The organism is Candidatus Hinthialibacter antarcticus (genome assembly GCA_030765645.1).
GTDB classification, from domain to species: Bacteria; Hinthialibacterota; Hinthialibacteria; order Hinthialibacterales; family Hinthialibacteraceae; genus Hinthialibacter; species Hinthialibacter antarcticus.
Window position 1 is genome coordinate 1 of sequence record JAVCCE010000017.1, and the last position, 13,320, is coordinate 13,320.

A 13,320-nucleotide genomic window follows, 5' to 3' on the forward strand; every position below is an offset into this window, starting at 1 on the left:
ATTGCGTGAAGAGAACCGTCGCCTAAAGTTGGAGCGCGACATCTTAAAAAAAGCGACGGCCTTCTTCGCCAAGGAAACGCCTTTTGGTTCGCCGAAATGAAGGCGTACCTCATTGCGATTCCTTGGCGAAGAAGGCCGTCGCTTTTTTTAAGATGTCGCGCTCCAACTTTAGGCGACGGTTCTCTTCACGCAATTGCTTCACTTCAGCGCCTGGCCCTTCACCCGGTTTGAACGCGGCGGCGTCTTCATCCTGCAACTGCTTCTTCCAGCGCCACAGCATGTTCTCGCGAATGCCCAGGCTTTCGGCGGCTTGGCGTACCGTATAGCCTTGCTTGGTTACCAAACCCATGGCGTCCACTTTGAATTCACGACTGTACTTCCGACGATTCTCACTCATCTCAAATCCTCGCTTTCACGCTCTAGACTCCCTTAAACCACTGTCCGTGAAAACGAGGGTGTCTAGCCCCCATTTTTCGTGCCAGTAGAAGTGAGGCTAGACACATACACTAAAGCTGAGCAATACGCTTCGCTTTACTCGGGACAAAGTTCTGAGTTGCAACGTACGGCAGGTATGTTGTTAGCAATGTTGATTTGAAAGTAATTTTTCTAAGGTTGACATTTTATAGGCTTCAATGTAAATACTTTTTTAACTAGTGACAACATGTTAGCATTTCGGGGCGGTCGTTCTGTACTTGTGCGCTAGTCGTTCTGCTGCGAAGAAACTTCAGCGAAGCCACTGATACTAATTGCTGGAAGCGTTTGTTTCAAAGACGATCTAATCAACCAAACTGAAGACTAAATCATCAGCTTTCAAAGAGGAACGAACAAATTATTTATCTGGGTATGCAAATAAAAGTGAACTCAAATATACAAAAAATTCTTTTTTTTTGACACTGAAACCACTGGTCTTTATCGTCAAAGCCTTCCACTTGATCATCACAACCAACCAAGAATTGTCCAGATAGCAGCGATCTTATCCGACTCTAGCCAAAGAATATTAGACAGCTTTTGCATTTATGTGAAAAGTGATGTATCAATCCCTATTTCTACTACAAAAATTCATGGAATAACAAATGGGATATTGGAAAAAAAGGGATTATCACAAATAGATGCAATTAGAAATTTTGAAAAACTTGCAGAAGAATCTGATTTATTTGTTTGTCATAATGTCAATTTTGATTTGAACTTAATACGCGCAATGTTCGCGCGGAATTCCATTAGTTTCCCATGGGAGTATAAGCCATCATTCTGCACGATGAAGGCTTATACTCCCATATGCAAGATCCCTGGTAATCATGGGGAATATAAGTATGCTTCACTTCTTGAAGCATACTACCATGTTTTTAAGGAAGATTATTCTGGCAGACATCATGCTTTAAACGATGTGAAAGCTACGATGAAATTATTTTATTCTTTGCGACCGCAACATAAGTAGAAGCATGTTACGGTTCATCCCCACATGCGTGGGGAATACAGTGTATAACCATTATTCTCTGGATGGTTTTTCGGTTCATCCCCACATGCGTGGGGAATACGCTACCCGCCGGGTAGTCAACCCCTTATCTTACGGTTCATCCCCACATGCGTGGGGAATACAACTCCACTTGGGCCTCGGTAGCCACATGGACCGGTTCATCCCCACATGCGTGGGGAATACTTGGTGTGGGTTGCCGCGCTCCGCGAGACCGTCGGTTCATCCCCACATGCGTGGGGAATACAAGAGAATCCGCAACAATCAAAGGAATGGTCTCGGTTCATCCCCACATGCGTGGGGAATACATTACGCCGGAACACCACGTTTCCAAGCATCTCGGTTCATCCCCACATGCGTGGGGAATACATCGCCTTTGGTTCCTTTGCGGGTTGCGCCGCCGGTTCATCCCCACATGCGTGGGGAATACGCCTAGTTCGCCTTCGTCCCAATCTAAGTTTACGGTTCATCCCCACATGCGTGGGGAATACTTCCAACGCCGCTTGGAGAAGTTCAATCCGATCGGTTCATCCCCACATGCGTGGGGAATACCACGTGGCCTATGCCGCTAGGGGTGGACTAGGCGGTTCATCCCCACATGCGTGGGGAATACCTTCACTGATGAATGTGAGTTGAAGGAACCGACGGTTCATCCCCACATGCGTGGGGAATACTTGTTCTGCATCACTGCGATCGTCGAATGATTCGGTTCATCCCCACATGCGTGGGGAATACGTTTTCCAACCCCGCAGAATTAACGGTAGCGTCGGTTCATCCCCACATGCGTGGGGAATACGGATTAGGTTTGGCTCTATTTGCGCCTCTTGCCGGTTCATCCCCACATGCGTGGGGAATACAACACACGCGGCGCCGTCATCCCACACTAATACTGGTTCATCCCCACATGCGTGGGGAATACACTCCCCATGGGTGGTTGCATCCTCAGACGAACGGTTCATCCCCACATGCGTGGGGAATACTTGGGCGGCGGTATCGCTCAGATGAACACATTCGGTTCATCCCCACATGCGTGGGGAATACACAAATCGCAGACGGTGTCATCGCAGGGGTCTCGGTTCATCCCCACATGCGTGGGGAATACTCGTCATTGTCGCTCAACACGGCGAGAACGGTCGGTTCATCCCCACATGCGTGGGGAATACAACGCCTGGACGATGTTTTGCATACAATAGGTCGGTTCATCCCCACATGCGTGGGGAATACTCCTATCTTATTCGGGATTGAACGCTCATAAACGGGGTTCATCCCCACATGCGTGGGGAATACACCGGGCGGGTGACGGAGCGGTCGCTGTTTATCGGTTCATCCCCACATGCGTGGGGAATACGGCGTTCCTGGCGCGAATACAGTCTATGCGTACTTGGTTCATCCCCACATGCGTGGGGAATACACCTGTTGCCCGACCGCCTAAAATTGCATGGTCGGTTCATCCCCACATGCGTGGGGAATACGAGGCTGGGTGAGGGCCGTTACGCCGTTCTCTCGGTTCATCCCCACATGCGTGGGGAATACAACGGCTTGTCTTTGGAGAGTCTCACACAGCGCGGTTCATCCCCACATGCGTGGGGAATACGCGCTCATCCATGCGAGCGTTCGGTTCATCGGCGGTTCATCCCCACATGCGTGGGGAATACTTGCTTTAGAATCTTTTCGCCTTTTACCAAGACGGTTCATCCCCACATGCGTGGGGAATACACATTTCCGCAAGCGTTCGCGGCGAACGATACCGGTTCATCCCCACATGCGTGGGGAATACATTTTCGTTGCAGCGGCTATTGGCGCTGTATGCGGTTCATCCCCACATGCGTGGGGAATACGATTCCTATTGCGGTGGTAGAACGGAATGTTTCGGTTCATCCCCACATGCGTGGGGAATACCGTTAATGAAACAGGATTACAAAACCTTAAACCGGTTCATCCCCACATGCGTGGGGAATACGCGTCGTTTGTTTCGTCATTTTGATACCTATCCGGTTCATCCCCACATGCGTGGGGAATACATCTCATCGAGTTGTTGGTCAAAGACATCGGCCGGTTCATCCCCACATGCGTGGGGAATACGTTGCAATATCAGTGAAATGGTGTCCAGGAGTCCGGTTCATCCCCACATGCGTGGGGAATACTTTTTAACGTCGTCACCGTCATTGTCGCCGTCCGGTTCATCCCCACATGCGTGGGGAATACTGTACATTGCGTGTTACCAATCACCTGTTTGACGGTTCATCCCCACATGCGTGGGGAATACCGCCCGAAAACACAACCGGCAGCAAGTCCGCGCGGTTCATCCCCACATGCGTGGGGAATACAAATCCCTTTTGGTTTCTCGTTCTCATTCATGCGGTTCATCCCCACATGCGTGGGGAATACTTGTGAAGACCGAGACCGAGGCGAGCGGATGGCGGTTCATCCCCACATGCGTGGGGAATACGCCTTGAGCGTCACTTATTCGGCGATGGCGACCGGTTCATCCCCACATGCGTGGGGAATACGCCGCCACGACGCTACCGACGATGTCTTCGTTCGGTTCATCCCCACATGCGTGGGGAATACGGAGAATTTGGCGGGCTTGGGTTGTATGAAAACGGTTCATCCCCACATGCGTGGGGAATACTTAGCCTCTTGTATCTTTTGCTTTACATTGACCGGTTCATCCCCACATGCGTGGGGAATACAAACGATGAATGGTTAGGCAAATTCATCAGCGCGGTTCATCCCCACATGCGTGGGGAATACGATGTTAATTGTGTTTGGCATAATGGGCCTCGCGGTTCATCCCCACATGCGTGGGGAATACGGTATTGCGATTTTCTTAGTGTTTGTCGGTGTCGGTTCATCCCCACATGCGTGGGGAATACGTTTACTGCAATCAGTTCTTTGGTCGCTTCCTCGGTTCATCCCCACATGCGTGGGGAATACCGTACCCCCGGATTCAACCCCACCTTTGACCTCGGTTCATCCCCACATGCGTGGGGAATACACTTGAAAAACACAGAACTTAGCCCTCAATATTGCGTCTAAGTCTTAATGCAATATTAAGGGGTTATTTCGTGTATTGGTGAATTACTTTTCTCTTTATGTTTATCAGGTTTAGTGATCAGTTGCAACCCATCCCAGTCTGTCACAATACGAGACGGGTCATTTCGGTAGTCAATTTTATATCCTTGTTCGGTGTTGGTTCTCCAAATCAACATACATGCGCCATTTTTTACACGTTCACTCACTTTTGTCCACAGTTTTTCTCTGACCTTCGCTGACACACGTCCAACAAAAACGCCTGCTTTGGGTTCGATAAGCCATCTTGTGAGTTCGCCCCGAAGCGACGGTGACACTCGTTCAAGAATCATGACGATCATTATTGTCTCCTTCTTCAGAAGAATTTTCGCCATAGGCTTTTCCGCCTTCGACGCCTTTTGACTGCGCCGGGTCCCAGAGTTGACCAGGCAAGGCAGGGTCAGAATCAAATCCATAGTCATCATCAAGCGGAGGTTCGATATCAAAAACATGGTTCAAATCATCTGCGATTCGAGAGAGAAGTTTTGTCTCGGCAAAATAGTCGCGGCAGGCGTAGCGCGCTTTGCGCTCTACATTGGTTGGTTCAGCAGCGGCGACTTCAAACGCGGTTGGGACGGTAATATCAGTTTTATACAGATCAGCCAGGTCATAGACAAACGAGAGTTGTTTGCCAAAATGGATGAACCCGAGCGCGGTTGAGAACCCCATGGCGATAATGGCCGCATGACACACGCCGTATAAGCACGAATTGGCGCATGACAGGGCTTTGTTGACCGGATCAGACTTGTTCCAGCCGTCTCGCTTATAATTACGGCCTTCCCAGGGTACGCCGGTTTCTTTAGAACATTTCGCATAGGTTGAGCGAACGCGAACGCCTTCCATCCCTCTGATTTGTTGAAGAGAGAGCGACTCATCGAGCGTTTCGTTAAAGCGCATGTCATAGAGCCGCCTGACGACTTTCATTCTCGAGGGGTGATGAGAAAATAAACGCGCTTGTTTTTCGAGATTGGCCGCGTTTCGAGTTTCGCCCATACCGGATGCATAAAATCTCACACCTTGCTCTCCACACCATGCGGTCAAACATCCACAGTCAGCCAGAGTCAGAATGGCGCTATGGGTGATTCGTGTGCCCGGCCCTAACATCAAGAGCGAAAGCGAGGCGCATGGAACGGGGGTGATGCCTGAGTCGTCGTGGATGGCGATTGCCTTAGCGTCTTTATCGATCTGGGCGTGTTCCACATATAAGTAGCTCCAACTGTCTTTTACTTTGGGGAGTTCATGCAAATCTTGGATGCGCATTGTTTGCCTCCATCGTTGTGGTTGCGTAAAACGCCCCTCAGACCCTTTAAAGCATTCAAACCTGATTGTCAAAGAGCGAAGTCGCGTGCGCAACTTTTTTTAGCGATTTATTAACTGCCCCGTTTGATTGAAAGCAAACCAAAGCCGTAGGCTTTCGCCGGTCCAATTCCCTTTCTGAGCGCATCTTGGAACAGGTCAACGTTCGTGATTCGCAAACGGCCTTCATACAAGACAGAGTGAAAGGTCATGCGGTGAGTGTTTTTCTCGCCCACCTGCATCGCAGTTTCGGTGAGTGATCTCATATCAAGAACGTCTTGATTTAACGCGACTGAGAGCAAAGTGAAGCCAGCCTGATCTCCCTTGCGTTTGAGCCAATCGATTTGTTCGCGGTCGCCGCGAATAGGTTCCCGGCGTCCATTGGATTTCGTTCCATCAGGATTGGATTTGGTATTCACTTTTCGCGTTGGATTAGCGCGAAGACGAAACGATAAGACCTGCTCTTGTTTGAGGCCTTGATAAGCGCTCTCGACTGATTTAATGTCGCGAGCCTCTTCGTATGAAACAAAGTAGCGTTTGAAGCGTCCCTCAATATTTGACCAGTCAGGCTTTATATTCGATTGCGCCAAGACGACCGGCATTCTGGCTCGCGGATCAATGTCGGTTCGGTGGAGCAATCCAACACTATTTCGTGGGAAATCGCTTTTTTCATCAAACTCAAACGCCCGCAGTAACGTGCGATGAAGGTTGTGGCAGTCGCTCAGGTCTTTTTGGACTTGCCGGTTTTCAGGATTTAGCATGAGACGCGAGAGATACATTGCGCTCCTCCTTTCCATCATCAATGGGGAAACCATCAATCAATTGCGATTTGACGTAGCGCAGCCGAAAGCAGCGGTCATGCTTGATAAACGAAACGGGGAGGTCCATGCGGGCGACGCCCTCATCAGGCTCGCACTCAATCACCATGCGTAGTTTGTCTTTTGGAGTCTTTAAACTTCGTTGTCGCCATGGGACTGCTTGTAGTACAGACGGACAATCGCCTTCTTTCACGCCAAGCGACAAGGGCGCCTCGGGCGGAAAGGCTTTGCGGCCCAGATAGAGCGGCCAATGAGGATTGAGCAACGCATGATGAATTTGGCGCAGCAACTCGTCGGGGCCTTCAAGCGCGACGTGAAATTCCGCATCGGCTAAGTAATAGCGATTGGAGACGACCGTTTCGCCAACTTTGCCCTCTGATTTGAGAACGCCGTATTTCTTCACGCCGGGGATATCGCCGCCTCCGGCGGTTTGGTAGTCGCGGCTTATGATACCGTCATGGTCAATGCGCACCGCCATCTTTAGTTCAGCCAACGGGCGTATGCCGTCTTCGTCGGCGCGGTCGACGCCCAGCGCGGCGCAGAGCAATCCAACTACGCCGCTTTTTGACGGTTCGCGACCCGCGTCGCGTTCGGTGAAGCGGCTTTGCGTTCCCCAGGATTGCATGGGGGCCGCGAGCCGCAATAGCAGGCAACTCATGACAACGCCCCTTTGACCCGAGCGACGAGTTCATTGAAGTTGTCTACCTTGCCCTGAAGGTTGGCGGGTTCGATTTCTTCAAGCGAGCAAAACGCGCTGGCAGTCGGCTCGGCGCCGTACATGGCGGATAGTTTGCCCCAATAGGAATCCAGCGCTTCGATGGAATGTTTCGCCAAACCGCTGCCGTTGGCGCGGACGGGCGATTCAAACGCATTCGCCAGAGACCAGGGAGCGCCGCTATCGCGGACCACGGCGTAGACGAAACTCGGAGGATTGTGGGCTGCGAAAGTGTTTTGTTTCCCTGTCGGGATGGCTTCGGGCAAAGCGCGCAGGAAGGCTTCGACGGTATTCATTGCGAGTTCCTGATCGCCGCCCAGGTTTTTCAGAAGTTTTTTCCAATGGATAACGGCGTAGCGATAAAAGCAGGCGCTGTTAAACTCAACCACGCCCATCATGTCGGCGCCGGTTTCGCCGTCTTCTTGGAGGTCATCGACGGCGGTGAAGAAATCCATTTCTTGTTCGACTTTGTGGGTGGAAATCGCATGAGCAACCTGGCAAGCCGCGTCTATATTCATTTTCTGTGCATTAGCAAGCATTCTACCAAAAAGAGCTATGTCTGGAGTTTGAGGGAATTTTTCGTAAGAATTTAAGAATTCTTTGGTGAATTTCTCTTTATCTGCTTTTTTCTTCGCTTTTGAAATGGCATCAAAGTTAGCATCAATAAAATTTATGAGGGAATTTAAATCTTCTTCTGTTAACCAACTTGTAGCTGCACATTTTTGATACTCCTTCTCTTTCTCTTTGCCCTCTTTCTCATCGTTACTGCTCTTTATGAGTGAACTAATAAAATTGCCAAGGGTAGTTGCGATTTTTTTGTCTTTTGACTTTGATTCAACGATCTCCTCTAGTTTAGAAATTTGCCATCTTGTTCTATTGGCAAGGTTCGTATCTAGAGTATTCTTAAAAATATCCTCGTGTCTTATGGCGCGTTTGATGCACTGACTGGAGATGCGGGCGCGGCGCACGCCGCCGAAGATGCAGTCTTTGGGCGTGTTGGTGTCGTCGCGATTCAAGCAGGATGGAGCGAAATTTTGAATGACGTGAGTTTCGATAAACATGGTCGTATCCCTTTCGGTCTTTTAGTTTTCGTTGGATTGGTCTTCGGTTTTTGAATACGCCCAGAATGAGCGCGCCCATTGTTCTTGTACGGTCCGCCGGTCGCTGTCCCACCAGCGCAGATCGTCTAACAACTGCGCGTAATCGACGCCGACGCCTTTTGACTTCAGCAAACTGACGGCATGGCGCAGCCGTCCTGGCAATTCCTCACGATTGGCGTTGAGCAGGTTCACGAAACGCTTTTCAAGGCTGGAACTTTTTTCAGCGTCCATCCAGATGGAGTGAAAAGACGCACCCAAATTGCCGATGGTCTGGTGCTCGTCGTGCAGAGCGAACAACGACGCAACCAAATAGATCTCATCGCGTTCACGCAACGTTGTCTTGTCGCCAAGAAAACGCCCGACGTATGGATAAACGTCGGCGACGGTCCCCGGCGGCTTACCAAGCCCACGGCGCAGGTGGGCGAGGGCGCCTCGGTTCTGCTGCTGTTTGAGCGACAGCAGGTAATCAATGAATGGATGACTTCGGTCACTGGGCATAAGACTTTTCCTCCTCCATTTCGGACGATTGATGATTTTGTTCGGGGAACAATTGTTTGAGTTCGTAAGATAATTTGCGGCGGGCTTTGACGGCGGCTTGCAGCGAGCGCGCGGAACCGTCGAGACCGCGAAGGGTTATTTCGAGCGCATCGCGGGCCGTTTGCTGCAAGGCCTTCGCCCATTCGCTTTGGGCCGGTTCTATGTCATTCGGAAGGCCCAGATACAGATCATAAAAAGCCGGTTCCAGTCGCGCCCAAAATTCCCGCGAGGAAGGGAAACTATTACGCAATTCCGTGACCTTGTTTCTGTCAGGCGTCCGGTCTGAACCGTCATACGGGGCGAGTAAATCAGATGCAAGAAACCAAAGTGTTTTGTTATGAAGCGACTTGTAAGTTTCTTCTGCAAGCGTGAGGTTTCGTTCGAGAGTAAAGACCGTGTTTTCGTCTTTGAGGTATACAATTGGGAGCGGGAACCGTTCATGACGCCAAATGTTGATTTTGGCTGCTTTACGATCATCCGGTTTGAAGCCGAGTATTTCGAGAGATATAGAGTGAAACTTCAGTTCTTTAAATTCAAATATAGCATTTTTGTATTGGCATACTGTTTCAGCAGGTTTTTTTAGTTGCGCTCCAATATGAATCAAGACAGAACTGTCGCGCCACAATGCTCTTTCTTCTTTTATTCGAAGTGGAATCCAACCGCTTTGTTCATCTTTTTTGACGTAACTAAGCATTGGGTCAAGCCATGGACCTTCTGTTATCGCTACACCTTGTTGAATTTGAACAGAATCGACTTTGCCTCTCTCATTGCAATTGAGTTTTAATCGTCTAGCGGGAATTGTCAGCAAATCCAGGTAGCCATACGGCAGACGTTTTTGTGGTACGATTTCATCCTGCTCCCAACTTGGAATATCTTTATACGTTGGGATAATCGTTTCTGGATATTCTTCTCCATAGCAACAGACGAGATTTAAGCAAAACGTTTCAAAAAGCGTTTTGCCTTTTAGTAACACCAAAGAGCCTCTTACTAATACTGCATGACTTAAAGGAAATGGTTTCGAGACGCCGCCTCCAACTGCAAAAGATTGAGTTGCAACAACATATCTTGCTGCATTTGCTGCGCTCCACTCTGGCGATTCGATAGATGTTGTGTGGTCAAATAATGTGTCATTGTTTCCCGACGCCATTTCTTGCGCTAATTTTGATAAAGAGTGCTTTTCTGCGTGAATCACTTCATCATCAATAGACTGATAAAATGGCCGCTCAGGATGAAAGAGGTCGAATCGCTCTTTCCAGTTTTCAAAGTATGAGTCTAATACGCCATCATCGAATTGGCCTTTTTGATAAAGCGCAAACCAACAATCCAAATCTTCAGGACCGAAGTTGCGATGAAGAATCGCAAGCAACAAGCGATGAAGCGAAGCCGTAACCAGGGGAGACTGATGACTGATTTCGCGCAATTGATGAGACTGCCGCAATACGTCGAGCAAGCCAAGTTCTTTTAGGTTCCCGTTTGAATCAATGCAGGGAATCCAAGGCTCGTGAATGAGATTAAAAGACGCCATCCTCTTTCTCCTTTATCATATTTTTAATTGTTATTCCTAATTCAGGATCATATTCGAGTTGTTTGATATCTGCGTCATAAATGCTGTTTTCAAATACGACGGCTCTGTAATGGCGCAATATCCGATGCGTCTTCCATTCATTGGGGATCAACCCTTCAGGCAAATCATTTGTGCAGCCAAAGTACGATAATGAAACTGAAGATGAGATCAGTTGCTTGACTTTTTCAGATCGTGCTTTGCCCTCTTGCGGTAATTTTTTTTCATCTTCTGAAGCAAGGCAGACGATTTGAAGAGAGGGTGAAGTCAAACGCGTATCTGCTCGTAGTGAATGGTGTACATCGGGATTGTCTTCATCTAATTCGCGGTTCCATGAGGAAAGCGCATTTTTGCTTGATGGTTTTTTGATGGTTATACCGTTTGCTATGCTTTTGTGTTCATTTATTTTTTCTTCTGAACGGACTTTCGCATCGCGCAATCGGTCATCGGCATCTTCGCTCAGGTCTCCGTAAACGCTTTCGATGAGGGATTCAAAATCGCCGGGAGAGGCGATGGTTGTGCGGTCGCGCAGCGCGCACCAACTGCGCAGCATAATGTATTCATCGTAGAATTTTGCGGAAAACACCGGGCCGTCGGTGCTATCGTTTGGCTTAACGATGCAGAGAGTTGGTTCGCGCAATGGCTTGGGACGCTTTTTGGCGTATTGTTTGTGACGGTGAAGGCGACCGGAGCGTTGAAGAATCAAGTCAACCGGCGCCATGTCGGTCATCATGAAATCAAAATCTAAATCCAGGCTTTGCTCGACAACCTGTGTGGCAATCAGCACCGATTTCTTGGGGCGCGTTTCGCGGCGCTTACCGAACTGGGTCACGAATTTTGTTTCTAACTCAAACCGCTTTCCCATAGGAAAACGGGCATGGAATAGCCCCAATTCAATCTCATCATCAATGAAAGACTGTTTGCAATGACAGTAAACCTCTTGCGCCCGCGTGACTGTATTGCAGATGTACACTGCGCAACCGCCTTCGCGCAATGCCGTTTTTAAGCAGTCGCATATCTCGCCATATTCATCTTCGACCCATTTTAAGCGCACAACGGATTTGCGTTCTTGCGACGCAGGAACATGGATGCACTCCACTTGATTATCTTCCGTGGTCAGCGTGACGCGGGGATACGGCGTTTCATTCGGGGATTCCAATTTTTTTGCGCCAAATGCGGCAATCATTTTCTCGCGCGTCTTCGCCGGTAGTGTGGCGGACAGTATGACGACAGTGCAATTGAGCGCCGACAACCACTGCAACAGGCGCTCGAACAAAGTGAACATATATGCGTCATACGCGTGTACTTCATCAAAAATGATCGTTTTTCCCGCCAAGCCAAATAGTCGCAAAAACCCATGCCGCACTTGCAGGACCGACGTTAAGGCCTGGTCGACAGTGCCGACGGCAAACGGCGCTAACAGCCCCCGTTTTGGTTGAGAAAACCAATCCATTGCAGCAACGCCGCTATGATTGTCGCCATCTTGTTGAATCGCCGCCGCTCGCATGGTGTGATAGTCGTCATTCAGCAGCACATGGCTATGTAAAAGCAAGTTGTAGAATTCTTGCCCTGGGTGGCGCCTACGTAAGAATTCTTCGGTGCGGCTGTATAACTGGTTGCTGGCTGCCATCGTGGGGAGCGCAAAATAGACTCCACTTTGATCACGTTCATTGCGCCAATATTCATGCAGAAACAATGCGGCTTCGGTTTTGCCTTCACCCATGGGTGACTCAATGATAGCGAAGCGTGGTTGAGATTTTGTTGCATCCTTGGCTCGCGACTGGATTTTTTCCTGGAGCGGTCTCGGTGAAAAACTGAAGAGCGATTGGAAGATGACGGGTTGTTTTTCTAATGAATAACCCGTCCAGCGAATTTTATTTAATGCATCTTTGGCCTTTTGATTGCTTTGCTTCCAATAGTCTTCTAGGTTGTCGCAATCGGGTTGGTAACCGAAAAAAATGCTGTTCGATGCGATCCAATCAGCGAGACAAACAAAGCCCGCCAACCAAAACGCAGATGCGTTGTCCTCTTTTGTTAATGTCGGCCAATTATCTTGAGGGTGAATTATATCAAATAAACATTGAGTAACTTGTATTCTTGCATCGCTCCAAATTTTTGCCCGATCTTCTTTTGCTTTAAGATGTCTGGAAGTGTTATTAATGTCGCCTGGTCTTGGGAATACACCGTGATGTCCACCGAGAATGAATTGAATTTGACGTAATGAATCTCTTTTGCAAGATGCAAGGAGGCCGTCCAGACATTCCGGCAAAACCGCTGCCGAGACAAACCCGTGAGGGAGGCGATCATTAGATGAACTCGAAAGCGTTTGATATGCATTTTGTTGAATGAGAAAATCTTGGGTTTGTCTCGGCGCGCAGTCCATGCATTGGAAGTAGGGATTTAACTTCCCTATATCATGCAACGCTGTGATGAATGAAAGCCAATGAGGAGCGTATTCAATATTTGTATTCGTTTGGTGGGCCCAGTGTTGAACATCTGGTCGCAATCGTTCAGAATGGGCAAGTTGAAGACCAACTGCAGCGGAATCAATCAGATGCAAGATTAATGAATGGAATTCTTCATCATCAGTCGTTTTGGCCCACAAACTAAATAAATCAATATCAAAAGTGTTCATTATCCAATCCCTATTCGATTTTACATGACTCTATAACCTCCACCTGACATCTACTGTCACCCTAAAATAGAGAAGTCAATTTCAAACAGGAGTGATACTGTTTAAAGTCCACTTT

At 48.8% G+C, this 13,320-nt stretch carries 9 protein-coding genes and 1 CRISPR repeat array; all 9 genes read right to left on the reverse strand.

Annotation, left to right across the window (positions count from 1 at the left end; all coding sequences use genetic code 11):
- Positions 1-109 precede the first annotated feature (109 nt).
- On the reverse strand, positions 110-397 hold the full coding sequence (locus P9L94_05725) for a transposase (GenBank protein MDP8243561.1): 288 nt from the start codon (positions 395-397) through the stop codon (positions 110-112).
- Positions 398-1,445: 1,048 nt separating this feature from the next.
- A CRISPR array of direct repeats spans positions 1,446-4,469; the repeat unit is 29 nt; unit sequence CGGTTCATCCCCACATGCGTGGGGAATAC.
- Between the two features lie 55 nt (positions 4,470-4,524).
- A complete protein-coding gene (gene cas2e, locus P9L94_05730; protein MDP8243562.1) occupies positions 4,525-4,845 on the reverse strand; it encodes a type I-E CRISPR-associated endoribonuclease Cas2e in 321 nt (106 codons plus the stop codon).
- Positions 4,826-5,803, reverse strand: coding sequence for a type I-E CRISPR-associated endonuclease Cas1e (gene cas1e, locus P9L94_05735; protein ID MDP8243563.1), 978 nt, complete (start codon positions 5,801-5,803; stop codon positions 4,826-4,828). Before cas1e ends, cas2e begins: the two co-directional genes overlap by 20 nt.
- Positions 5,804-5,913: 110 nt before the next feature.
- Complete coding sequence (cas6e, locus tag P9L94_05740; GenBank protein MDP8243564.1) at positions 5,914-6,618, reverse strand: type I-E CRISPR-associated protein Cas6/Cse3/CasE; 705 nt, start codon at positions 6,616-6,618, stop codon at positions 5,914-5,916.
- Positions 6,587-7,315 (reverse strand): type I-E CRISPR-associated protein Cas5/CasD, encoded by a 729-nt coding sequence (gene cas5e / locus P9L94_05745; GenBank protein ID MDP8243565.1) that lies wholly within the window; start codon positions 7,313-7,315, stop codon positions 6,587-6,589. Before cas5e ends, cas6e begins: the two co-directional genes overlap by 32 nt.
- On the reverse strand, positions 7,312-8,433 hold the full coding sequence (cas7e, locus tag P9L94_05750) for a type I-E CRISPR-associated protein Cas7/Cse4/CasC (protein MDP8243566.1): 1,122 nt from the start codon (positions 8,431-8,433) through the stop codon (positions 7,312-7,314). The genes cas5e and cas7e overlap by 4 nt, the downstream gene beginning before the upstream one ends.
- Positions 8,434-8,454: 21 nt before the next feature.
- On the reverse strand, positions 8,455-8,970 hold the full coding sequence (gene casB / locus P9L94_05755) for a type I-E CRISPR-associated protein Cse2/CasB (GenBank protein MDP8243567.1): 516 nt from the start codon (positions 8,968-8,970) through the stop codon (positions 8,455-8,457).
- Positions 8,960-10,534, reverse strand: a complete 1,575-nt coding sequence (gene casA, locus P9L94_05760) for a type I-E CRISPR-associated protein Cse1/CasA (GenBank protein MDP8243568.1) — start codon at positions 10,532-10,534, stop codon at positions 8,960-8,962. The genes casB and casA overlap by 11 nt, the downstream gene beginning before the upstream one ends.
- A complete protein-coding gene (gene cas3, locus P9L94_05765; GenBank protein ID MDP8243569.1) occupies positions 10,521-13,205 on the reverse strand; it encodes a CRISPR-associated helicase Cas3' in 2,685 nt (894 codons plus the stop codon). Before cas3 ends, casA begins: the two co-directional genes overlap by 14 nt.
- Between the last annotated feature and the right edge of the window lie 115 nt (positions 13,206-13,320).

Bases quoted from the DNA above. Each gene is read 5' to 3' on its own strand.
- P9L94_05725 (MDP8243561.1), bottom strand. From the start codon at position 397: ATGAGTGAGAATCGTCGGAAGTACAGTCGTGAATTCAAAGTGGACGCC.
- cas2e (MDP8243562.1), bottom strand. From the start codon at position 4,845: ATGATCGTCATGATTCTTGAACGAGTGTCACCGTCGCTTCGGGGCGAA.
- cas1e (MDP8243563.1), bottom strand. From the start codon at position 5,803: ATGCGCATCCAAGATTTGCATGAACTCCCCAAAGTAAAAGACAGTTGG.
- cas6e (MDP8243564.1), bottom strand. From the start codon at position 6,618: ATGTATCTCTCGCGTCTCATGCTAAATCCTGAAAACCGGCAAGTCCAA.
- cas5e (MDP8243565.1), bottom strand. From the start codon at position 7,315: ATGAGTTGCCTGCTATTGCGGCTCGCGGCCCCCATGCAATCCTGGGGA.
- cas7e (MDP8243566.1), bottom strand. From the start codon at position 8,433: ATGTTTATCGAAACTCACGTCATTCAAAATTTCGCTCCATCCTGCTTG.
- casB (MDP8243567.1), bottom strand. From the start codon at position 8,970: ATGCCCAGTGACCGAAGTCATCCATTCATTGATTACCTGCTGTCGCTC.
- casA (MDP8243568.1), bottom strand. From the start codon at position 10,534: ATGGCGTCTTTTAATCTCATTCACGAGCCTTGGATTCCCTGCATTGAT.
- cas3 (MDP8243569.1), bottom strand. From the start codon at position 13,205: ATGAACACTTTTGATATTGATTTATTTAGTTTGTGGGCCAAAACGACT.